This window comes from Streptomyces sp. NPDC088817, from assembly GCF_044750345.1.
GTDB lineage: Bacteria > Actinomycetota > Actinomycetes > Streptomycetales > Streptomycetaceae > Streptomyces.
On record NZ_JBIVJN010000017.1, the window covers coordinates 24,301 to 46,456 of the forward strand.

Sequence of the window (22,156 nt, forward strand, 5' to 3'; positions counted from 1 at the left end):
GTATGAGCACCGTCGAGAGCAGGCCGCTGGTCGGCGCGGGCGTCAACCGGGTCGACGGCCCACGCAAGGTCACCGGCGCCGCCCCGTACCCCATGGACTTCAGCGTCCCCGGCCAGGCCTACGGCGCCCTGGTGCAGAGCACCGTCGCCGCGGGCCGGATCGTCCGCATGCACACCGGGGCCGCCGAGCAGTCCCCGGGCGTGCTCTCGGTGCTGACCCACGAGAACGCGCCCGAGGTCGCCACGGGACCGGCGACGGTGCTCGGGGAGCCGACGCCCTCACCCCTGCGGAGCGACCGGATCCTCCATCACGGACAGCACATCGCCTTCGTGGTGGCCGAGACCCCGGAGCAGGCCGCCGCCGCGGCACGCCTGGTGCGGGCCGACTACGAGGCCTCGGAACCGCTGCTGGACCTCCAGGACCCCCGGGCCGAGCAACTCGCGGACCCGTGGGGGACGGACCACTCGCGCGGCGACGCCGCCGGGGCGCTGCGGAGGGCGGAGGTGACCCTCCGGGCCACGTACACCACCGCGGACAACACCCACAACCCGCTCGGACTGTTCGCCACCCTGGCCGCGTGGGAGGGCGACACCCTCACCGTCCACGACACCAGCCAGTGGCCGTCGATGGTGCGCACCACCCTCGCCACGGTCTTCGGTATCCCGGAGAGCTCGGTGCGGGTCCTGGTCCCCTACGTCGGCGGGGGCTTCGGCTCCGCGCTGCGCGTGTGGCCGCACGTGATCCTGACCGCCATGGCCGCGCGCGTGCTCAACCGCCCGGTCAAGCTCGTCCTGACCCGGCCGCAGATGTTCACCTCCGTCGGACACCGCCCCAGCGGCGTGCAGTGGCTCACCCTCGGCGCCACACGCGACGGCGAACTGGTCGCCCTCGACCACCGCAGCCTCAGCTCCCTGAGCATGGAGGGCAGCGACTACGAGCCGTTCGCCTCGGGCACCGCCTTCGCCTACCGCTGTCCCCACGTGACCACACAGGACCGGCAGGCGCGGCTCAACATCTCCCTGCCGACGTCCATGCGTGCCCCGGCCGAGGCACAGGGCAACTTCGCGCTGGAGTCGGCGCTCGACGAACTGGCCTGCACGCTGCGCATGGACCCCGTGGAGCTGCGGCTGCGCAACCACACGGACGTCGATCCGCGCAACGGACTGCCCTGGTCGGGCAAGGCGCTCCTGGAGTGCTACGAGGTCGGCGCCCGCCGCTTCGGCTGGTCGGACCGCGACCCCGAACCGCGGTCCATGCGCGAGGGGAACTGGCTCATCGGCTACGGCATGGCGAGCGCGCTGTTCCCCTACTTCGCCCAGCCCTGTACGGCGCAGGCCACCATCCACAGCGACGGCAGCGCACTGGTGCGCAGCGCGGCGACCGACATCGGCACCGGCACGTACACGGTGATGACCCAACTCGCCGCCGAGGAACTGGGGCTGCCCCTGGACCTGGTCCGCTTCGACCTGGGCGACTCGGACATGCCCCACTCGATGATGGCGGGCGGCTCCGGTCTGACCGGCGCGCTGGGCAACGCCGTTCACAACGCCTGCCGGCAACTGGTGTGCTCGTGCGCGGAATTCGCGCGGGGCGACGCCGGCTCACCCCTGCGGGGCGCGTCCCCCGACGACGTGGAGTCCACCGGTGGGCGCGTCCACCTCGCGGGCCGCCCCGACCGCGGGGAGCCGTACGCCGACATCCTCGCCCGGCACGGGCTGTCCGAGCTCACGGCGAACGGCAACAGCACCCCGCCGGCCGCCACCGAACTGGGCATGTCCCTCGCCGGCGCGTACGGCGCGAAGTTCGTGGAGGTACGCGTCGACGCCGACCTCGGCCTCGTCCGGGTCACGCGGGTGGTCTCCGCCATCGACGGCGGCCGCATCCTCAACTCGAAGACCGCCAGGAGCCAGATCATCGGCGGAACGGTCGGCGGCATCGGCATGACCCTCTACGAGGACACCGCCACCGACCCGCGCACCGGACGCGTCACCAACGCCTCGCTCGCCGACTACCTCGTCGCCGTGAACGCCGACATACCCGAACTCGACGTGGTCTTCGTCGGCGAACCCGACCGTGCCACCCCGACCGGCACCAAAGGCGTCGGCGAGGTCGGCCTCGTCGGCATCGCAGCAGCGATCGCCAACGCCGTCCACCACGCCACCGGCAAACGCTTCCGCGAACTGCCGATCACCCCCGACAACCTCCTCTGAAGCACCGCGGGTTGCCGTCGCAGGTGTCAAGTCCCGGCGCGTGACGTCCTGCCGCACCAGGCGGCTGCGCCGCCGAGGCGGCCACCGCGAACTCCTACCGTGGTGCCATGGCCGCGAATTCGCTTCGTGCGGTCGTTCCGTTCGGCCAGGTCCACCCGGCGAGGAGGCTTGCGGACGGCCTCTGCGCGGTCTCCCCGGGCCGTAGGACGCGTTTGATCTGCACGTCGAGCCCGTCGTACGGGCCAGTGCAGTGCACGGTGACGGTCGGGTCAGGCGTGTCGCTCCCGCTCTGGCGCTGCGGCATCGCCTCGCCGCGCAGGAGCGCGCGCAACTGCGCCACCACCACCGGGTCGTGGACGCCGTCGTAGAGCGTTCGTGGTCATGGAGAACGACGAGATCGCGCGCCCCTCGCAGCTTCGCATCGGCTGGCTGCTGACCCTGACCGGCGTCGTCGGCTGGCTCGCCTCCTTCGCGCTCACGGTGGACGACTGGCGCCTGCTCAAGGACCCGGGTTATGAGCCGCCGTGCAACCTCAGTCCGATCGTCAGCTGCGGCAGCGTCATGTCCAGCCCGGAGGGCAGCGTGTTCGGCTTCCCCAACATGCTGCTCGGCCTGGGCGCCTTCGCCGCGGTCGCCGTGCTGGGGGTGGCCGTGCTCACCGGGGCACGTCTGCACCGGGCACTGTGGCCGGCCCTGAACGCGGGCGCCCTCGTCGGCGTCGTGTTCGTGCACTGGCTGATCCACCAGTCACTGTTCGGCCTGGGCCGGCTCTGCCCCTACTGCGCCGTCGTCTGGGTCGTCACCATCGCCCTGTTCTGGTACGTCACACTGCGCAACCTCAGACACGGGATCATCCCCGTACCGGCGGCAGGCCGGAGCGCGCTCAACCTGGTCCTGGAGACGCACTGGATCCTCCTCGCGGCCTGGTACGGCGTGATCGCCGTCCTGGTCCTCACCCGGTTCGCGTCCTACTGGAGCAGTCTGCTGTGAGCGGGACGCCATGCTGTCGTGTGGACGTCGGGCGCTCAGCCTTCGGCGTGAGCCGGCCACAGGTCGGGGCCGAAGACCTCGTAGCGGATGTTGCGGGCGGGGATGCCGGCCTGGAGCAGCTGGGCCGATCGTGTCGGTCCTTCCGTGAGCGGGAACAGGGCTGAAGTTTCCCCAGCGGCCGTCCCTGTTGGGCCTGGTTGGCGTGAGCCCGGGCAGCGGCGCCATGACGTGCGCAGCCCGGCGTGCCGGTCACGCTCCGGATCGTGTGTGTCGCATACGCTGCGACGGCGGCTCTTCAGGTCGGTCCGGTGGCACAGTCGCCGGAGCCGGGAAAGGGTGTGGCATGAGTTCCCCAGGCGTGCACCTACGGGAGATCACCGACGACAACCGGGATGCCGTTCGGGCCCTGCGCGTCCGCCGTGACCAGAAGCAGTTCGTCGCCTCCGTGTCCTGGTCGCTCAAGGAGGCAGCGAAGACGCCCGAGGCCAATCCCTGGTACAGGGCCCTGTACCGCGGCGACGAGCCGGTCGGCTTCGTGATGCTGTCCTGGAAGCCGCCGACGGGTCCTTTCGAAGGACGGCACTTCATCTGGCGCCTCCTCGTCGACAAGCGGCACCAGGGGCGAGGGGTCGGCCGGGACGCGCTCACGCAGATCGCCGACCTGGTTCGCGCGGACGGCGGCACCGAACTGCTGACCAGCTACGAGCCCGGCGACGGCGAACCGTGGCCCTTCTACCGGAAGTTCGGGTTCGAGCCCACCGGGAAGCTCTACGACGGCGAGATCGTGCTGCGGCTCGCCCTGCCCACGAACGCCGGGACGGGAATGCCTTGAGTCTCGTGTTTCAGGGGGCGGGGATGGCGAGGCGCACGCCGTACCGTGTCTCCGCGCGGCGCAGTGACGGGACCAGGTCTCTGCGCAAGTCACGTACGTCGGCGTCGTGTTCCTTGAGGAAGCTTCGGCGGGCGCGCGCTCTGGCCGGTTCGCGGACCGCCTCCACGGGACGCATGCGGGTCGCGTAGACGCTGCCGAATTCCCTGTCGAGACGCGGCAGTTCGGTGGGGGCGGCGGGGTTGAGGGCGGCGTCGACCCGGGCGAAGAAGCCGTCCTCCTCGGCGAGCACGTGGAGACTCCCGTGGGGGGAGGCGATGTCTCAACTCTCTTTCGCGCCACACTCACGGGCGGCTTCCCCGGGGTCGAGCTGGTGGTCGGCCCAGACGTAGCTTTCGGGCAGCAGGTCGGTGATGAGGACGGTTCGGATGCGGTCGCCCCCGCCGACGATGACCTTGAGTTCGGGGAAGTAGTCGAGAAGGACCTGACGGCACCGGCCGCACGGGGGAACGACCCCTCGGTCGCGGTCGCCAACGGCGACGATCGTGTCCAGCTCGTAGGCGCCCTGGGAGGCTGCCGTGCCGATGAGGACCAGCTCGGCGCAGGGTCCTCCGGTGAAGTGGTAGGCGTTCACCGCGGTGACGATCCGGCCGTCCCGGGCCCGGGCCGCGGCCGCCATGGTGTGGTTGTCGCCGCGGCAGCGTGTACGGGCGACGTGGGCCGCGGCCTCGATGAGTTCGTGGTCGAGGGGGTGGGTCCGCGTGGTCATCTTCTCCGCCTTCGTCGGGTGTCAGGCGACGCTGGCCCACTTGACGAGGGTGCGCAAGCGAATATCGGCGGTGCGCGTGCCGGAAGCGCCCGCCGAGGACCTGTGCCGAGTTCGTCAGCCGGCGAGCCAGGCGAGGGCGGCCACCGTCATGGCGCTGACGCCGGTGTCCAGGGTCGGCTGGACGACGGGGGCGAAGAAGGGGCTGTGGTTGACCGGGACGTCCTGGGCGATGGTGCCCTTCTCGGCGGCCTGGGCGTACAGCTCGGCGTCGATGCCTCCGATGCCCCAGTAGGTGAACGGCACGCCGAACGCCTGAGGGATCTCGCTCATGTCCTCGCTCGCGGTCTGCAGGTCGATGGTGTGCGCGTCGTCGCCGAAGTGGGCCGCGAACGCCTCGGCGACGCGCCGGGTCGTCTCCTCGTCGTTGACGGTGGGCGGGAAGGCGGCCGTTCGCTCGATCTCGGGTGCCTTGGGCGCCCCGGACGCCTCACTCTCGGTCCGGGCGATGCGTTCGATCGCCTTCAGCACCTGGCCGCGCGTGGCGTCGTCGTAGGTGCGGACATTGAGCTCGATGACGGCGCTGTCGGGGATCACGTTGGGGCCGGTGCCGGCGTGGATGCTGCCCACCGTGACGACAGCGGGGGTGGTGGCGGCGAGTTCCCGGGAGACGATCGTCTGCAGGCGCACCACGATCATGGCGGCCATCACCACGGGGTCGACCGCCGCCTGGGGCATGGAGCCGTGGGCCCCTCGGCCGTGGACGGTGACGCGCAGGCTGTCCGCGGCCGACAGGAAGGACCCCGGGCGGGTGCCGACGTAGCCGGCCGGATAGGGCAGGACGTGCTGGGCGAGTACCACGTCGGGCCGGGGCGCCCTGGTCGTGAGACCGTCGTCGATCATGGCCCGGGCGCCGTCGCCGTTCTCCTCCGAGGGCTGGAACAACGCCACGAAGGTACCGCGCCAGGCGTCCTTGGCCCGGCTCATCAGCCGCGCGCAGCCGAGCAGGGCGGTCACGTGCACATCGTGCCCGCAGGCGTGCATGACCGGCTGCTCGGTGCCGTCCGGACCGGTCAGGGTCACGGTGGAGGCGTAGGGCAGACCGGTCTGCTCACGGACCGGAAGGGCGTCCATGTCCGCACGGGCCATGACGGTGGGTCCGTCGCCGTTGGCCAGTACGCCGATCACGCCCGTGCCGCCGATGCCGTCGGTGACCTCGTAACCGAGGGCCCGCAGAGTGTCGGACGCCTTCTTCGCCGTACGGTGCTCCCGCAGGCCGAGTTCGGGATGCCTGTGCAGATCGCGGTAAAGGTCCTCGAGATCGGAGCGGATGCCGGCGAGGCCGGACAGCACCGCACCGTTTCGGTCGGTCACGACGACTCCTTGCGCGGGTGGGACTGGTCTTCCTTCCCTTTCCGGGCGGTGCCGATGCCGTGCCGCAGTGTCGCGGCCATCCTGGAACGGGGCTGCCAGTCAAGGCTGTTGGGCAGGTTCCAGCCGAACCGCAGAGCGCTGAGCCGGAACGCCAGGGCCAGGGTGATGCCCAGGCCGGCGCCGATGGCCGGCACGCCGAGGTACACGCAGAGCACCGTGACTCCGGCGACCGCGATGGCGACGGTGGCGTACAGGCCGTTGCCCCCGAAGACGGCCGGCACCCGGCCGAGGACGACATCGCGCAGGGCGCCGCCGCCGACGGCGGTCACGGTGCCCAGCAGGACCGCCGGAAGCCATCCCAGCCCCACGGCGAGCGTCTTGTTCACCCCGGTGACCGCCCAGAAGCCGAGGACGGCGGCGTCGAGGGCGGTGAAGAGGCGGGTCCAGGACGTCTCGCTGATCTTGATGAGAAAGACCACGACGGAACCGGCGATGGCGGTCGGCAGGTAGGCGTAGTCGGTCAGCGCGACCGGTGTGCCGTGCTGCAGCAGCACGTCCCTGATCACGCCTCCGCCCAGACCGGAGATGATGCCCACCACCAGGAACCCGAACAGGTCCAGGCCGGCCGTGCGGGCCACGGCGCCCCCGAGCAGCGCGCACGAGAAGACACCGGCGAGGTCGAGATAGCGCGTCGCGACCGCCACTCCGGCGGGGATCGGGGAAGCCGACATCACACACAGGGTGGACACGATGTCGAGCCTAGTGACTCGGTGTCGCCACGGCACGCGCAGACCACCACGGGCAGCGACGTTCCGCGACACGCGGCGGCCGGGCCGGCCGCCGGGGGGCCGGTGGTCCCCCGGTCGGCGTCGGCCTCGTCAGGAACCGCCGCGCCGGTCTCCGTCCCGGTCGCGCGTGGGTTCCGGTCGCGTCGCGCCCGGCGCCGTGACCGTCGTGAACGGCAGCACCAGCCGGGAGGGGTGTGCGGCGTCGCGGTAGATCTTGTGGGTGACGGGGCGGCCCACCGGAAGGTGGAAGGCGTCGGGCGGGAGCAGCGCGTTGTGCGCGTCGGCCAGGGGCTCGTCGTTCGACAGCTCCACCACCAGGCGGTGACCCGGCTGGAACGTGGCGGCGAACGGGTACAGCCGCAGCACGTACTCCTCGGTCTTCCCCGGCTCCACCGGCACCGCCCGGGTGTGCGGGTGGTACGGGTCGCCCTCGGTGGTGCGGTCCTCGTCGAGTTCCCGGTGGGACGCCTTGAGGTAGCCGGTGGTGATCAGCTGCCGCCTGCCACCGGGGGCCTCGTCCCACAGCCGCAGGATGAAGTTGGTGTCGTCCTGGTCGATCGACGCGAACAGGTGCGCGGCACCGGTGCCGATCAGCTCGGCGGGCTCCTCGAACGGCTCGGTGCTCCACTTCAGCACCTCCACCGTGTCGGTCACGGTGAGCGGTGCCTGGTAGAAGCCGTCGGGGGCGGCGTGTTCGGTGCCCATGAACTCCGGCTCGAAGGAGAGCTTGTGCCGCGGGCGCAGGTACAGGGGCCGGTACTCGATCTCCTTCGGCGGCCACTGCGCCGCGGTGACCACCTCGCGCGAGCCCTCCACGAACACGCTCACGGCCGGCTCGTCCATGATCCCGTTGTCGACGCCCTTGAGCCAGTACTCGTACCAGCGGAACATCTTGTCGTGCTCCTCGATCCAGGGGCGGGACTGCATCGGCGGGTAGGAACCGATGTCCAGCTTCCTGGGTCCCTTGAGCACGTTGAACAGCTCGATGTGACCGTCCACCGTCCAGCCCCGGCCCTGGTCGATCTGCAGGTAGACCGGAATGTCGATGTTCCGGGCCAGGTTGACCGGGTTGCGCTCCTCGTACCAGTCGCCGTCGAGGGGGTTCATCACGATGTCGAACCAGAACTCGCGGTTCCTGGGGTACTTGAGCACATGGACCAGGTTCGGCCAGGCCGCCACGTCCGGGTCGTTCAGCCGCTCGTCGACGAGCTTCCTCAGCTCCTCGGGACTGTGGACCTCCCGCATACGGGACCTGACGTCCGTGTGCGCGATGCCGGAGTCGCCGCCGCGGCCCTCGCGGGCGGCACGCGGCATGAACCACATGATCCCGCCATGGTACGTCGTCTCGTAGAAGTCGTAGTGGCCCCCGCTGACGAAGATCGCCTTCAGGTGCGGCGGACGTTCGGCGGCGGCGAGCACCTGCATCGAGCCGAAGTACGAGATGCCGATCATGCCGACGTTGCCGTCGCACCACGGCTGCGCGGCGACCCACTCGATCAGGTCGTACAGGTCCTGTCCCTGGGACACCCCGCCGAAGTTGTAGTTGCCGATCATGACGCCGCCGGAGTCTCCCGTGCCGCGCATGTCGCCGATGACGTGAACGTAGCCCTCCCGGACGACGCGGGCGATGTCACCGGCCTCGATGCAGCCGTCCCACATCGGGCTGGGCCGGCGCTGCGGCGGTGTGGTGAGGGCGAGGGCCTGCAGTTCCTTGCCGTAGGCGCTCATCGCGATCAGGGCCGGCCGCGGCGTGTCGTCCACGCCGTGGTAGGCGTCCACCGCGAGCTCCACGGCGTCCCGCATCGGCACCCGCAGGTCCTTGCGGACGGCGATGGTCTGCTCGCCCGCCCGGATCGTATGAAAGTCGGTCATGGTGTGAAGCTCCTGTACTGCGCGGTCCGGTGGTGCTGCGCGCGGTAGCCGTGCAGCGAGGTGAAGAACGGCGACGGCTCGAGCGCCGGGTCGCCGGTGTAGCCGAGCGCGTCGGCGACGGGGGCGAAGGGGGAGTACGGCGAGTCCGTCTCCCGCGGCCCGGCCTCCAGGCAGGCGCAGGCGGCCGCGGCGACGCGGCGCTCGGCGGCGAGGCTCTGGGTGAGGGCCTCCCGGGCCTGCGCCTCGTCGAGCTCGACGCCGTACGGTGTGCCGTCGGCGCGGCGGTACGGGTGCCCGAGGTACAGGTTCCGCGGACGGACCTCGTCGCGCAGGTGTTCAAGGCCGGCGCGGTAGGCGGCCGGGTCGGTGTAGCCGGGGAAGCCGTTGGCGGCGCCGTGGACCTGCACGGCGTCGCCGGTGAACACCGACCGCTGACCGTCGACCACGTAGGCGACGGATCCGGGCGTGTGGCCCGGGACCGCGTGCACCGAGACGGTGACGTCGCCGCCGAGGGAGAGGGTCTCGCCTCCCTGGAGGAGCAGCGTGGGTTCCATTTCGCCGGAAATGGCGGCGTTCGCGGCCGCCGCCACCCTGGCCTCGCCCTCGGGGTCGCGGAGGTACCGGCCGCGTCCCGCGCGGTACTCCTCCACATGGGCCCGGCGCGAGCGGAGCATCGGCGCGTCGGCCTCGTGGATGACCACCTGTGCGCGTCGGCCGGTGAGTTCCCACAGGGCGAAGGCGCCACCGACATGGTCGATGTGACCGTGCGTCAGCAGGACCCAGCGGACGTCCTCGATGCGGCGTCCGATCCTCTCCAGTGCCGGAGCCATCCCCTCCACGGGCGAGGAGGCGATGCCGGTGTCGACGATCGCCGGTTCGGGCGCGTCGATGAAGAAGCTGTACAGACCGAAGCGGCCCCACGGCGACACCAGGGGGTGGACGGTGACTGCCTGTGTCATGTCCCTCCTTCTCCACTCGTACCTCGGTCGTCCGGCCGGTGCCCGCTGAGAAAGTCGCGGGTCAGGGCAAAGACCTCGTGAAACCCGGGGATCCAGGAGAAGTGCTGGACGAATCCGTGGTTCGCGCCCTCGTAACGGCGCACCGTGGCCTCCACTCCGGCCTCCTGGAGCCGCCGGCCGTAGAGTTCGCCCTCGTCGCGCATCGGGTCGAACTCGGCGGTGACGACCAGGGCAGGCGGAAGCCCGCTCAGGTCCTTCCGCTTGACCGGTGACACCAGCGGGTCGGCCGGGTCGGCGCCGCTGTCGAGGTAGAAGGCGTTGAACGGCTTGAGGCCGGCCGTCTCCAGGCCGTATCCGACCGCGTTCTCCCGCAGCGAGGCGTACCGGTCCTCGTCGAAGTCCAGGTCGAGCGAGGGATAGTAGAGGATCTGGTGGGTGATCCGGTCGAAGCCCTCGTCGTGTGCCCTGGCCGCGACCGCGGCCACGAGGTTGCCGCCGGAGCTGTCGCCGGCGACGGCGAGGGTCGTGCCGTCCCAGCCCAGGTTCTCCCCCTCCTCGGCGACCCACCGTACGACCGCGTGACAGTCGTCGAGTCCGGCGGGGAAGGGGGCCTCGGGCGCCAGGCGGTAGCCGACGGAGACGACCTTGAGCCCGGTCTCCTTGGCCAGCGAGCGTGCGACGTGGTCGTGCGTCTCCAGGCTGCCGAGGAAGAAGGCGCCGCCGTGGAAGTACACCAGCAGGCCGTGACGGTCGCTGTTGTCCGGCGTGTAGATCCGTACCGGTACCTCACCGGAGGCGGTCCGTGCCGTCACGTCCTCGACCGAGTGCAGCGGCAGGCGTTCCGCCATGGGAGCGACGTGCGCCTCGTCGGCGGCGCGCAGTGCGGCCGGGTCGAGCGGGCCCTCGGGCGGGGTGGGCAGGCCGGCGACGAACTCGGCGATCTCGGGGTGCAGTGGCATGACGTCACTCCTTCGGTGCGGCGGCGGCCGCGGGCTTCTGGCCGGGGAAGACGTCGTTGATCTCGTCCTCGGTCCAGCCCTGGCGCGAGATGGCCTGCAGTTGGTCGGTGACCGGCTTGCGGGTGGCCTGGTACAGCGCGAGTCCTTCTTTCAGGGAGTCGGCCTCGCGCAGGGCGTCGGCGAGCGCCCCGGCGTCCTCGATGGCCGAGTTCGCGCCCTGGCCCTGGTGGTGCAGCATCGAGTGGGCGGCGTCGCCGACCAGGACGACGGAGCCGGAGTGCCAGGTGTCGACGGGGTCGATGTCGTAGACCGCGCGGATGTTGACGGTGTCCATGTCGAGGTCGTGCGTGATCCTCACCAGGCGCTCGTCGAAGCCCTCGACCGTCCTCAGCAGGTCGTCCTTGGTGACCTGGGGCGTCCAAGTGCCGTCCGGGCAGAGGGCGGTGATGTCGAACGACACCTGGCCCCGGTGCCTCAGCGGCAGCAGGTAGATCTTCGTGCCCTTGCCGATGTACATCCGGAGGTTGTCGTCGACGGCCATGCCGTGGGCGTCGTCCACCGGGATCACGGCGCGGTAGGCGTGCTCGCCGGAGAACACCGGGCTCCTGTCGCTGAACAACTGGTCGCGCACGACCGACTTGATGCCGTCGGCGCCGACGACGAGGTCCGCCTCGACCGTCGTGCCGCCCGCGAAGGTGAGGACGGCGCTGTCGCCCCTGTCCTCGACGCTCCGCAGCCTGTGACCGAGGTGCACCATGCCCTCGGGAAGCACGCCCAGCAGGGCGTCGATGAAGTCGCCGCGGTGGATCAGATGCGTGTGGGTCTGCTCCCCGGCGGCCGGCCACGCCTCCTTCATGATCGGTTCACCGGTGGCGGTGAGGATCTCGAAGTACTCGCTGGGCGAGCTGACCCCGGCGATCGCGTCGAAGATGCCCCACTGCCGGAACCGGTTGATGGTGGCGGGGCGCAGACCGATGCCGGCGCCGACCTCGCGGATCCGGTTCGCCTGCTCGTAGACGTTCACGTCCGCGCCGAGCAGGCTCAGGGCCTTGGCCGCCGCCGCGCCGCCGTATCCCGCTCCGACGACCGCGATCTTCAGGTTCTTCAGGTCCGAGGACTGCATGGTGCTTCTCTCTTACTTCTGGATGGTCAGGAAGCCGGCGGGGTTGTCGACGAAGATCGTCTCGATGGCGGCCTCGTCCAGGCCTGCGGCGCGGAGATCCGGGATGAGGTCGTCGAAGATGTAGTTGACGGTGTGCCCCTCGACGCCCGGCCAGCCCAGCGGGCTGCAGTTGGCGTCGGCGGAGGCGAGGACCTGCTCGATGCGGCGGCCTCCGTCGATGAACCGCAGGAAGTGGTCGAGGCGCTCCTTGCGGGGGCGGGCCCAGAACGGCGGGTCCGGCAGCTCGGTCTCGTAGCCGAAGGTGTCGAAGCCGATGCGGCCGCCCTGCTCCGCGATCCAGACGTCGCGCGTCCTGTCGGCGTTCACACCGTCGTCGACATGCCCGAACAGCACCCGGTCGAGGGGAAGGCCTTCCTCGTTGAAGATCGCGATCGCGTTCTCGGCGTCGATCGCGAGGTGGGTGAGGATCGGCACGCCGGTGGCGAGCGAGGCGCGGGCCGCGGCGCGGTAGATGCGCTTGTCCAGGTCCGTCATACGGCCGCCGCGGCTCACACCGACCTTGATGACGCCGGCCAGGCTGCCGGTGGCGCCGATGCCGACGGTGATCTCGTGGACGAACTGCCGGATGAGGTAGTCGACGTCGGCGCGGGCGAAGTGCGGCAGGGCGGTGTCGCCGCCGACGAAGCCGGTGCAGGCGACGATGTGGACGCCGGTCTTCGCGGACAGGGACTTGTAGTAGTCGACGTCACGGCCGTTGCAGATGCCGGTCGCGTCGACGAAGGTGCCGCCGCCGAGCTCGTGGAACCTGCGCAGCTTCGGGACGGTCTCCTCGTAGCGCTGCTCGGGCGTCTTCCACCACTTCGTGTCCAGCTCGGAGCCGGGCATGCCGTACCCGATGTGCTCGTGGATCGCCACGAGACCCAGCTCCTCGGCGGGGACCGGCCCCAGGACTGTGTTCACTCTCGACACAACACTCACCTTTTGGGAAGAGGACTTGACGGTTGTTCGGGCCGGCGCGTTCAGCGCGTCGCGAGCAGGTCGCGCGGGTTGGCCACGAGCATCCGGCGCACGTCGTCGTCGCCGAGGCCGCGCGCCTTCAGCAGGGGCACGAAGGCGGTCAGGACGTGGCTGTACGGCAGGTCGTTGGCGGGGTGCCCCTCGGCAACTCCGGTCGCGCTACTGGAAATCAGGATCCGGTCGCCGTGACCGGCCCGCACGAGGTCGGCGACCAGTGCGGCGCGCTCGGCATCGGTGATGTGCTCGGCGTCCTCGGTGCCGACGTGGTCGAGCACGACGTAGGCGCCGCGACCGGCGACCTTCTCCGGGGCGCCGGCGGCGACGGCGTCCTCGCGGTCCAGCCCGCCGACGGCGACCCGGTCGGCCGGCAGGTTCTCGTCGAGGACGATGTCGAGGTCGTGGACGGCGTCGGCGCCGTGGCGGACGGAGACCGCGACGCCGGTGGCGAGCGCGGTGCGGGCCGCGCCGCGCAGGAGGCTCTCGTCGGTCGCGGTCATGCCGGTCCGTGTCACGGCGGTGGCCACGAGGCCGGCGGGGCCGCGGCGCTCCACCCGCGGAACCACCATGCCCTCGGTGATCTCCCGGGTGAAGAGGTCGGCGAACTTCCCGGCCGGCCACGGCGTCGGCGGGTTGGTCTGCGGTGTGAGGAAGTACCCGCCGAGGAGCTCCTCGGGGCCCTGGCCGGTCGAGGCGACGATATGGACACCGGTCGAACGGGAGAGGGTTTCGTACAGCCGGACGTCCCGCCCGTGGAACATGCCGGTGCTGTCGACGATCGTGCCGCCGCCGTGAGCGCGGAAGTCCCTCAGCTTCGCGGCCAGCGTCTCGAAGATCTCGGCCCGGTCGAGGGTGATGTCGAAGGCGTGCTCCGCACCGGGAAGCACCGACAGCAGGGCCTCGTGAACCGAGACGACGCCCAGCTCCTCAGCCGGCACCGGGCCCAGGACGGTGTTCACGGTGTTGTTGTTCACGCTCATGACTGCCTCACGTGTCCGGTGTGGGGTGCGACCGCGCACCCTGTGGCTGCTGTCACGGTAGCCATTCGATTTACACAGCGTCAATGAAACGAACACCACGAAAAAAGATCGCACAGAGGGTTGCGCCGGGGCGGGAAATCAGAGCACGGGGCCACGACGGGCGCTCATGAACGTGGTGCATGTGACGCCATGTCAATCATTCACTTGTTGGATGTGAGGGCGGCCATTTCACTGTGGACATGAGCACTCCGCCCACCTCCGACGTCGACCTCTTCGCCGACGAGGTCGTCCTGGACCCCTCCCCCGTCCACGCCGAGCTGCGGGAACAGGGCCCCGTCGTCCACCTGCCGAAGAACGACGTCTACGCGCTGACGCGGTACGACGTCATCCGCGGCGCGCTCGCGGACTGGGAGTCCTTCTCCTCGGCGTCGATCGCCTTCAACCCGGCGGCCAACCAGGCGCTGACCGGCACCTCGCTCGCCTCCGACCCCCCGGTGCACACCCGGCTGCGCGCCACGCTCACCGAGAACCTCTCGCCGCGCGCCCTGCGCGGCCTGAAGGGCCGGATCGAGACGAAGGCGGACGCCCTGGTCGCCGATCTCGTCGCGAAGGGCTCCTTCGAGGCCGTCGACGCCCTCGCCCGTGCCCTCCCGCTGGAGGTCGTCGCGGACCTGATCGGCTTCACCGGCCACGTACGCGACAACATGCTGCGCTGGGGCCAGGCCGCCATGCAGGTCCTCGGCCCGATGAACCAGCGCACGGCCGACAACTTCCCCGTCGCCGGGGAACTGTACGCATGGTGCTCCGAGGTCACGGCCGGCGACCTGGCCGAGGGCTCCGTGGGCCGCGGCATCTTCGACGCCGAGGCGCGCGGCGCCGTCCCTCCGGGCACGGCGGGCCACATCATCCACCAGTACCTGGGCGCCGGCGTCGACACGACTGTCGCGGCGATCGGCAACGTCGTCGCCCTCTTCGCCGCGCACCCCGACCAGCTCGACCTCGTCCGCGCCCAACCCGACCTGATATCAGGGGCGTTCAACGAGGTGCTGCGCTTCTGGCCTCCCGTCAACGTCTGGGGCCGGCTCGCCACCAGGGACGTCGACGTCGAGGGGACCGTCATCCCGGCGGGCGCGCAGGTCGCGGTACTGCTCGGCGCGGGCAATCGCGACCCCCGGCACTACGAGGACCCGGACGCCTTCCTGGTCGAACGCAACCCGGTCGACCACCTCTCGTTCGGATACGGCCCGCACGGCTGCGCGGGCCAGGGACTCGCCCGCCTGGAGGCCCACGCCGTGATCGAGGCGCTCTCCCGGCGCGTCAGGCGCCTCGTCGTCGGGCCCGAGGTCCGTGTGCCCGGCAACATCACCCGGAGCATCGAAGAGCTCCCCGTCCTGGAGGTGATCCCCGCATGAGGATCGTTCTCGACCGCGCCCGCTGCGAAGGTCACGGCCTGTGCGAAGAGGCCGCCCCGCGGCTCATGCACCTCGACGACGACGGCGAGCTGGTGCTCGACCGCGAGGACGTCGGCGGGGCCGACGCCGCTTCGGCGAACGCCGCCGCCCGGGTGTGCCCGGTCGCCGCGCTGAGGGTCGAATGAGCGCGGGCACCCCGCGGCGCGTGGTCGTCGTCGGCAACGGTATCGCCGGGCTCACCGCCGCCGACACGCTCCGCGAGGCCGGGTTCGACGGCGAGCTGACCGTCGTCGGCGACGAGACGCACCCGGCGTACAGCCGCCCCGCCCTGTCGAAGGCGCTGCTGCTCGACGGCGACGGCATGTCCTCGCACACGCTCCCGCCGCCCGGCCACGGGGCGACCGAGCTGCTGGGCGTGCGCGCGACCGGGCTCGACCTCGACCGGCGGCTCGTCGCACTCGACGACGGCACCGCCCTGCCGTACGACCGTGTCGTCCTCGCCACGGGCTCCCGGGCGCGGCGGCTGTCCGAACTGCCCGACGAGATCACCCTGCGCGGACTCGACGACGCGCTGACGCTGCGCCGCCGCCTCGCGGGCCGGCCCTCGGTCCTCGTCGTCGGCGGCGGCCCGCTCGGCATGGAGATCGCCTCAGGATGCCTGGCCGCCGGCTGCCGGGTCACCCTCGTCTCCCAGGGGGCGCCGCTGGCCGACCGGCTCGGTCCGGACCTCGCCGGGGTCTTCGTCGCCGCCGCGCGCGAACGGGGGCTCACCGTCGTCGAGACCGGCGGGGCTCGGGTGGAAGGGTGTGCGGGCGGCGCCCGCGTCGTGCTGGACGACGGCACGGTCCTCGATGCGGAGATCCTGCTCACGGCCGTCGGTGACGTGCCCAACACGGAGTGGCTCGCCGGCACCGGTCTCGTCGTGAACGGCGCCGTCCCGGTCGACGCGCGGGGCCTCGCCCGCCCCGAGGTCGCGGCCGTCGGCGACCTCGCCGCCCTGCCCAGCCCGCAGGGCCCGCGCCGGATCCCGCTGTGGAGCAGCGCCATCGAGCAGGCGAAGGCCGCCGCCCGGGCACTCGTCCACGGCGAGGAGGCACCGCCGCTCGCGTTCCAGCCGTACTTCTGGACCGAGCAGTTCGGGCTGAGCCTCAAGGCGGTGGGACATCTGCCGGCGGCCGGGGAACCGGCGTACGCGGACGGAGAGCCCGGCGGCGGACCGGCGTTGATGACCTGGTCGCGGGAGGACGGGTCCACCACGGCCGTGGCGCTCAACCACCGCATTCCCGTTCCCCGGCTGCGTCGGATGACCCGGGCGGCGTCGTAGGGTTCGCTCCATGAACGACGACGGTGAGGGCACCCCGGCTTCGGGGCTGGACCGGCTGGCGTCGGTCAATCTCAACCTGCTGGTGCCCCTCCTCGCGCTCCTGGAGGAGCGTTCGGTGACCAGGGCCGCGGAACGGGTCGGGCTGTCGCAGCCGGCCATGAGCCACGCCCTGACCAGGATGCGCCGTCTGCTGGGCGACGAGCTCGTCGTCCGGCAGGGCAGCGGTGTCACGCTCACCCCGCGGGCCCTGGAGCTGATCGCGCCGCTGCGCAGCGCGCTGCGACAGACGGCGCAGATCGTCGAGTTCCCCTGCTTCGACCCCGCCACGGACGAGCGGGTCATCACGGTCGCCATGACGAACAGCACGGCGTTCGTCATCGGCCCCCGGCTGACGCGGCTCGTCGCCGAGCGCGCGCCGCACGCCACGCTGCGCGTGCGGACGATCACGGTGCCGACCGAGGCCACCTTCACCGAGGGGGGCGTCGACGTGGTGCTGATCTCCGAGGGGCACTTCTCGCCGTATCCGCGCGAGCGGCTGTACGACGACCGCTGCGTGGTGGTGGCCTCACCGGACACCCCGCCGCAGGCGAGCGCCCTCGACCTGCTCACCACCGAGCGGCACATCGTGGTCGACACCGCCCGGCGGGTCTTCCCCTACTCGGTGCTTGAGGACAAGGGGATCCCCTACCGCGTCGGCCAGTGGATCTCCGACTTCCTGCTGGTGCCGTTCCTCGTGGCCCGCGCGGGCGGCGTCGCCCTGCTGCGGTACCGGGTCGCCGCCACCATGCGGACGCTCGCCGACGTGCGGATCGAGGAGTTCCCGTTCCCGCTGCCCCGGCTCGGCATCGACATGGTGTGGAACCCGCGCCTGTCCGACCGGGACTTCGTCGCATGGCTCCGGGCGCTGCTGTTCGACGCCGCGGCCGAGAACTGAGACCGGCCCGGCCCGCGGCGAAGGCGGTCAGGTCAGGTCAGGTCAGGTCAGCAACCTCACCCAGCTGGCGCTGAGTTCGTCGAGCATCTGCTCGCGCGTGAGCTTCCAGTCCGCACCGTCCCAGTGCTGGGCGACGTAGTCCAGTTCCGCCATCGCCAGTACACCCCGGAAGCGGCGCTGATGGGGTGCGAGGCGGCCGGCCGCCGTCAGTCCGTCCTCGATGTCGCTGATGGCCTCCTCCAGCCATCGCTCCACCAGGTCGGTGAGTTCGGGATCGACCGCTGCGGCGTCCCGGCCCACGCGGATGATCGGCCGGATCGTCGGCCAGCTGTCGGCGGTACGCCGCAGCCAGGCGGTGATCGCCTCGGGCGTCCCGTCGGCCACGGTCGCGACCAGGCCCTGGGCCGTCGATCCGTGCTCGGGTGAACTGACACGCTGCAGGGCCTCGTTGAGCTGCTCGGCGATGAGCGCCTTCATCAGCTCGCTGCGGGAGGGGAAGTAGGCGTAGAACGTCACCCGGGTGGTGCCCGCCGCGGTCGCGATGTCGTCGACCGTCGTCGCGGCGTACCCCTTCGTCTTGAACAGCTCGAGTCCCGACTCCAGGAGCAGGCGGCGCGTCATCTGCTTCTGCGCCTGTCGAAGGTTCGCCATGCCGGGATCCTAACGCGCGCCGCACCGGCGACCGTACACACCGGCTCCACGCCGCACGCCCCGCACGGCTCCTTGGCGAACCGTAAAGCGGGACGGGCGGCAGGTGCCGCGCTGGGCACACGGCACCGGCCACGGCTCAGTCGAGCAGGTCGACGGAGAGCCGCCCCCGCAGCTCGGCCACCGTGATGCCGTACGTCTCGTGCACGCGGACCCCGTCCGGGCCGGGCTCGAAGACACCGTGATCGGTGTAGACGAGGCTCACGCAGCCGGCAGCGGTCAGCGGGTACGTGCACGCGGGCACCAGCTTGGGGGCGCCGTCGCGGGTGAACAGCCTCATCATCACCAGCACCCGCCGCGCCCCGACCGCCAGGTCCATCGCGCCTCCGACGGCCGGGATGGCGTCCAGGTCGCCGGTGTGCCAGTTCGCCAGGTCTCCGTGGTGCGAGACCTGGAACGCGCCGAGGACGCACACGTCCAGGTGGCCGCCGCGCATCATCGCGAAGGAGTCCGCGTGGTGGAAGTACGCCGCCCCCGGCAGCTCGGTGACCGGCACCTTCCCGGCGTTGGTGAGATCGGGGTCCACCTCGTCGCCCACCGCGGCCGGCCCCATGCCGAGCATGCCGTTCTCGGTGTGCAGCACGATCCCGGCGTCGGCCGGCAGGTGCTCGGCGATCCGGGTCGGCTGACCGATGCCCAGATTCACGTAGGAGCCGGGCGGGATGTCGCGGGCGATGCGGGCCGCAAGCTCGTCGGTGGTGAGCGGCTTCCGGTCGGCGTGCTCCACGGGGGCCGTGGCACGGGTCGTCGTCATCAGCGGGCTCCTCGCACGGTGAGCCGGCGGGCCTCGGCCCGGACCAGGCGGTCGACGTGGATGCCGGGGGTCACCACGGTCTCCGGATCGATCTGCCCGGCGGCCACGACGTCGGTGACCTGGGCGACGACCGTAGTGGCGGCGGTGGCCATCACGGGTCCGAAATTCCGGGCGGTCTTGCGATACACGAGGTTGCCCATGGTGTCCGCCCGGTGGGCTGAGATCAACGCGACATCGCCCCTGATCGGGTACTCCAGGACATGGGCGCGTCCGTCGATCTCCCGGGTCTCCTTGCCCTCGGCCAGCGGGGTGCCGACACCGACGGGGCTGTAGAAAGCGCCGATCCCCGCCCCGGCGGCCCGCATCCGCTCGGCGAGGGTGCCCTGCGGCACCACCTCCAGCTCCACCCGGCCGTCCCGGTACAGGCCGTCGAAGACGTAGGAGTCGCTCTGCCGGGGGAAGGAGCAGATCATCTTGCGCACCCGTCCGGCCTTGAGCAGCGCGGCCAGGCCCACGTCCCCGTTGCCCGCGTTGTTGGACACCACGGTCAGGTCACCGGCGCCCTGCCGGATGAGGGCGTCGATCAGGTCGAACGGCATGCCCGCGAGACCGAACCCGCCCACCAGGACCGTGGAACCGTCCTCGACGCCGGCCACGGCTTCGTCGGGCGTGGCGGCGACGGTCGTGGCGCTCATCGTCCGCTCACCCCGCCGGTGACGTTCTCCAGTACGACGGCGAGGGCCTGGCCCACGCCGATGCAGACGGCCGCGACGCCCCAGCGCTCCCGCCGCTCGCGCAGCACCTTCGCCAGAGTGCCGAGCAGCCGGCCGCCGGAGGCGCCCAGCGGATGGCCGATGGCGATGGCGCCTCCCCGGGTGTTGACGATCTCCGGGTCGATGTCCCAGGCGTCCACGCAGGCGAGCGACTGCACCGCGAACGCCTCGTTCAGTTCGACCGCGCCCACGTCGCCCCAGCCGATACCGGCCCGGCGCAGCGCCTTGTCGGCGGCCTCGACGGGCGCGTGGCCGAACATGTGAGGCTCGACGGCGTGCACGCCGCGCCCGGCGACACGGGCGACGGGGTCCATGCCGATCCTCTCGGCGGCTTCCTCGGTGCCGAGCAGCAGCGCCGACGCCCCGTCGCTGAGCGGGGAGGCGTTGCCCGCGGTAATGGTCCCGTCCGGGCGGAACGACGGCCTCAGGGCTGCCAGTTTCCCGGGGTCGGTGCCGGGACGGATGCCCTCGTCGCGGGCGAGCCCCTCGACGGTCATGACGAGGTCGTCGTAGAAGCCCTCGTCCCAGGCGCGCGCCGCGAGCCGGTGGGAGCGCACCGCGAAAGCGTCCTGCCGCTCGCGGGAGATGGAGAACTTCTCCCGGAGCAGTTCGTTGCACTCCCCCAGCGAGACCGTCCACTCCTTCGGCATCGCGGGGTTGACCAGCCGCCAGCCCAGGGTGGTGGAGACGGCCGTGACATCGCGGGCGGGGAAGGCCCGGTCCGGTTTGGGCAGCACCCAGGGTGCCCGGGTCATGGACTCCACACCGCCGGCGACGACGACGTCCGCGTCACCGGACTCCAGGGTGCGCGAGGCGGTGATCGCCGCGTCCAGGCCGGAGCCGCACAGCCGGTTGACGGTCGTGGCGGGCACGGCCACCGGCAGCCCGGCCAGCAGTACGGCCATCCGGCCCACGTTGCGGTTGTCCTCGCCGGCGCCATTGGCGTTGCCCCACACCACGTCGCCGATCGCGGCGCGGTCCAGGCCGGGCGCCCGGTCCAGCAGGCCGGTCAGCGCGGTCGCGGCGAGATCGTCGGGGCGCACCCCGGACAGCGCTCCGTTGAAGCGGCCGAACGGGGTGCGGACAGCGGCGTACAGGTAGGCGTCGCTCACGCTGCGCCGCTTTCCACGGCCGTCTGCAGAGTCTCGGTGTTCGCCGAGGACAGCGGGATCGGCGTGAACATGGGCGGCTCCTGGTCCGGCGTCAGCGCGGTCGGACCGTACAGCCAGTCGGTGAACGCGTAGTCGTAGGTGTCGCGGGCGCGCAGCAGCGCATTGCGCTGCTCGCGTGCGACACCGTCGAGGTGCCACAGCTCGCCCCATTTGCGGGAGGTGGTGACCACGCGTCGGCAGTGCTCCGGGCGGACGGCCTCGTAGGCGGCGAGGGCCGCGTCCCAGTCGATCGCGCCATCCTCGGCACGGTTGCGGGCGACGTGCTCGCCCAGCACCCAGCCGTCCTCGATGGCCATGATGGCGCCCTGTGCGATGTACTGCAGCGGCGGGTGCGCGGAGTCACCGAGGAGGGCGATCCGGCCGTGGACCCAGTTCATGATCGGGTCGCGGTCGAACATCCGCCACCACTTGTCCCGCCACATGAACGGCAGGCCGCCCTGGACGAAGCCGCAGGTCTTGGCGAAGGCGGCGTCGAGCTCGTCCGGCGTGCCCCAGTCCTCCTTACCGGCCAGCGCCTTGGGCGACTCGAAGACCGCGACCTGGTTGAGCAGCTCGCCGCCGCGCAGGCCGTAGTGGACGAAGTGGCAGGCGGGCCCGACGTGGACCACGACCTCGCTGAGGTCGACGGACCGCACTCGCGGCTCCTCGGCGGGGACGGTGCCGCGGTAGGCGACGTACGCCGAGGAGACGGGCTCGTCGTCGACGAGCAGCTTGCGGGCGACGGAGTGCAGGCCGTCGGCCGCGATCACGACGCCGGCCTCGTGGGTCTCGCCTGAGGCGAGGGTCACGCGGGCGCCGCCGCCGGTGTTCTCGTACGAGGTCACCTGCGCGTCGTTGATCAGCTCGACACCGGCGCGCTCGCACGCGCGCAGGAGCAGGCCGTGCAGGTCGCTGCGGTGGATGACCATGTACGGGTAGCCGTGGCGCTGTTCCAGGTCCCGCAGGTCGAGCCGGGTCAGCTCGTCGCCGTCCACGGCGTCGCGCATGACCATCGAGTCCGGGACGACGCCGAGGCTCCTGGCCTCCTCCAGGAGGCCGTAGTCGTCGAGGATGCGGGTGCAGTTGGGGGCGATCTGGATGCCGGCGCCGACCTCGCCGAAGGCGGGGGCGCTCTCCAGCAGGCGGACGTTCAGGCCCTGACGGTTCAGCGAGAACGCCGCGCCGAGGCCGCCGAGGCCGCCGCCGACGACGATCACATCAGGTTTGGACATGCTT

The 22,156-nt window shown here is 71.4% G+C and carries 22 protein-coding genes; 7 read left to right on the plus strand and 15 right to left on the minus strand.

All coding sequences use genetic code 11. The features are described 5' to 3' along the window. The first annotated feature begins 2 nt into the window (after positions 1 to 2). The 3 genes from ACIP4X_RS27590 (at position 3) to ACIP4X_RS27600 (ending at position 4,032) form a co-directional block, all read left to right on the plus strand. A complete protein-coding gene (locus ACIP4X_RS27590) occupies positions 3 to 2,210 on the plus strand; it encodes a molybdopterin cofactor-binding domain-containing protein (protein WP_391457698.1) in 2,208 nt (735 codons plus the stop codon). Between the two features lie 381 nt (positions 2,211 to 2,591). After that, on the plus strand, positions 2,592 to 3,200 hold the full coding sequence (locus ACIP4X_RS27595; protein WP_358730322.1) for a vitamin K epoxide reductase family protein: 609 nt from the start codon (positions 2,592 to 2,594) through the stop codon (positions 3,198 to 3,200). 343 nt (positions 3,201 to 3,543) lie between these two features. Continuing rightward, complete coding sequence (locus tag ACIP4X_RS27600; protein ID WP_358730321.1) at positions 3,544 to 4,032, plus strand: GNAT family N-acetyltransferase; 489 nt, start codon at positions 3,544 to 3,546, stop codon at positions 4,030 to 4,032. 10 nt (positions 4,033 to 4,042) lie between these two features. On the opposite strand, the gene ACIP4X_RS27605 is transcribed toward ACIP4X_RS27600, so the two are convergent. The 10 genes from ACIP4X_RS27605 to ACIP4X_RS27650 all read right to left on the minus strand — a co-directional run bounded on the left by ACIP4X_RS27605 (position 4,043) and on the right by ACIP4X_RS27650 (position 13,864). Further along, the gene (locus ACIP4X_RS27605) at positions 4,043 to 4,321 is read right to left on the minus strand and encodes a hypothetical protein (protein ID WP_401351093.1); all 279 of its coding nucleotides are present in this window, start codon (positions 4,319 to 4,321) and stop codon (positions 4,043 to 4,045) included. A gap of 30 nt (positions 4,322 to 4,351) precedes the next feature. Next, on the minus strand, positions 4,352 to 4,798 hold the full coding sequence (locus ACIP4X_RS27610) for a cytidine deaminase (protein WP_358730319.1): 447 nt from the start codon (positions 4,796 to 4,798) through the stop codon (positions 4,352 to 4,354). Between the two features lie 114 nt (positions 4,799 to 4,912). Beyond that, complete coding sequence (locus ACIP4X_RS27615) at positions 4,913 to 6,169, minus strand: M20 family metallopeptidase (protein ID WP_401351095.1); 1,257 nt, start codon at positions 6,167 to 6,169, stop codon at positions 4,913 to 4,915. Further along, positions 6,166 to 6,900, minus strand: a complete 735-nt coding sequence (locus ACIP4X_RS27620; protein WP_358730317.1) for a trimeric intracellular cation channel family protein — start codon at positions 6,898 to 6,900, stop codon at positions 6,166 to 6,168. The genes ACIP4X_RS27615 and ACIP4X_RS27620 overlap by 4 nt, the downstream gene beginning before the upstream one ends. A 147-nt stretch (positions 6,901 to 7,047) precedes the next feature. Continuing rightward, complete coding sequence (locus ACIP4X_RS27625; protein ID WP_401351097.1) at positions 7,048 to 8,829, minus strand: CocE/NonD family hydrolase; 1,782 nt, start codon at positions 8,827 to 8,829, stop codon at positions 7,048 to 7,050. Next, positions 8,826 to 9,788 (minus strand): MBL fold metallo-hydrolase, encoded by a 963-nt coding sequence (locus tag ACIP4X_RS27630; RefSeq protein ID WP_401351099.1) that lies wholly within the window; start codon positions 9,786 to 9,788, stop codon positions 8,826 to 8,828. Before ACIP4X_RS27630 ends, ACIP4X_RS27625 begins: the two co-directional genes overlap by 4 nt. Continuing rightward, the gene (locus ACIP4X_RS27635) at positions 9,785 to 10,747 is read right to left on the minus strand and encodes an alpha/beta hydrolase fold domain-containing protein (RefSeq protein WP_391457685.1); all 963 of its coding nucleotides are present in this window, start codon (positions 10,745 to 10,747) and stop codon (positions 9,785 to 9,787) included. Before ACIP4X_RS27635 ends, ACIP4X_RS27630 begins: the two co-directional genes overlap by 4 nt. 4 nt (positions 10,748 to 10,751) lie before the next feature. After that, positions 10,752 to 11,870: an NAD(P)/FAD-dependent oxidoreductase gene (locus tag ACIP4X_RS27640; protein ID WP_358730313.1), complete on the minus strand. Its 1,119-nt coding sequence runs from the start codon at positions 11,868 to 11,870 to the stop codon at positions 10,752 to 10,754. Between the two features lie 12 nt (positions 11,871 to 11,882). Further along, entirely contained in the window at positions 11,883 to 12,830 is a 948-nt protein-coding gene (locus tag ACIP4X_RS27645; RefSeq protein WP_401351102.1) for a phosphotriesterase, read from the minus strand. Positions 12,831 to 12,889: 59 nt separating this feature from the next. Further along, the gene (locus ACIP4X_RS27650; protein WP_358730311.1) at positions 12,890 to 13,864 is read right to left on the minus strand and encodes a phosphotriesterase; all 975 of its coding nucleotides are present in this window, start codon (positions 13,862 to 13,864) and stop codon (positions 12,890 to 12,892) included. Between the two features lie 239 nt (positions 13,865 to 14,103). Here ACIP4X_RS27650 and ACIP4X_RS27655 point away from each other — a divergent pair, with 239 nt between their 5' ends. From ACIP4X_RS27655 to ACIP4X_RS27670, 4 genes are read left to right on the plus strand one after another with little or no spacing between them, the layout of a single operon-like run. Further along, positions 14,104 to 15,276, plus strand: coding sequence for a cytochrome P450 (locus ACIP4X_RS27655; protein WP_358730310.1), 1,173 nt, complete (start codon positions 14,104 to 14,106; stop codon positions 15,274 to 15,276). Further along, entirely contained in the window at positions 15,273 to 15,461 is a 189-nt protein-coding gene (locus ACIP4X_RS27660; RefSeq protein ID WP_358730309.1) for a ferredoxin, read from the plus strand. Before ACIP4X_RS27655 ends, ACIP4X_RS27660 begins: the two co-directional genes overlap by 4 nt. Further along, positions 15,458 to 16,600 carry an NAD(P)/FAD-dependent oxidoreductase gene (locus ACIP4X_RS27665; RefSeq protein WP_401351104.1) on the plus strand — a complete coding sequence of 381 codons (1,143 nt, stop codon included), beginning with the start codon at positions 15,458 to 15,460 and terminating at the stop codon, positions 16,598 to 16,600. Before ACIP4X_RS27660 ends, ACIP4X_RS27665 begins: the two co-directional genes overlap by 4 nt. A gap of 10 nt (positions 16,601 to 16,610) precedes the next feature. Further along, positions 16,611 to 17,534 carry a LysR family transcriptional regulator gene (locus ACIP4X_RS27670; protein WP_358730307.1) on the plus strand — a complete coding sequence of 308 codons (924 nt, stop codon included), beginning with the start codon at positions 16,611 to 16,613 and terminating at the stop codon, positions 17,532 to 17,534. A 42-nt stretch (positions 17,535 to 17,576) separates the two neighbouring features. Here the strand turns inward: ACIP4X_RS27670 and ACIP4X_RS27675 are convergent, their stop codons facing one another. The 5 genes from ACIP4X_RS27675 to ACIP4X_RS27695 form a co-directional block, all read right to left on the minus strand. After that, positions 17,577 to 18,185, minus strand: a complete 609-nt coding sequence (locus ACIP4X_RS27675) for a TetR/AcrR family transcriptional regulator (RefSeq protein WP_358730306.1) — start codon at positions 18,183 to 18,185, stop codon at positions 17,577 to 17,579. A 136-nt stretch (positions 18,186 to 18,321) separates the two neighbouring features. Continuing rightward, positions 18,322 to 18,996 (minus strand): 3-oxoacid CoA-transferase subunit B, encoded by a 675-nt coding sequence (locus ACIP4X_RS27680; RefSeq protein WP_358730305.1) that lies wholly within the window; start codon positions 18,994 to 18,996, stop codon positions 18,322 to 18,324. Continuing rightward, a complete protein-coding gene (locus ACIP4X_RS27685) occupies positions 18,996 to 19,691 on the minus strand; it encodes a 3-oxoacid CoA-transferase subunit A (RefSeq protein WP_358730304.1) in 696 nt (231 codons plus the stop codon). The genes ACIP4X_RS27680 and ACIP4X_RS27685 overlap by 1 nt, the downstream gene beginning before the upstream one ends. Further along, positions 19,688 to 20,881, minus strand: a complete 1,194-nt coding sequence (locus ACIP4X_RS27690) for a thiolase family protein (protein WP_358730303.1) — start codon at positions 20,879 to 20,881, stop codon at positions 19,688 to 19,690. The genes ACIP4X_RS27685 and ACIP4X_RS27690 overlap by 4 nt, the downstream gene beginning before the upstream one ends. Further along, complete coding sequence (locus ACIP4X_RS27695) at positions 20,878 to 22,152, minus strand: FAD-dependent oxidoreductase (RefSeq protein WP_401351107.1); 1,275 nt, start codon at positions 22,150 to 22,152, stop codon at positions 20,878 to 20,880. The genes ACIP4X_RS27690 and ACIP4X_RS27695 overlap by 4 nt, the downstream gene beginning before the upstream one ends. Between the last annotated feature and the right edge of the window lie 4 nt (positions 22,153 to 22,156).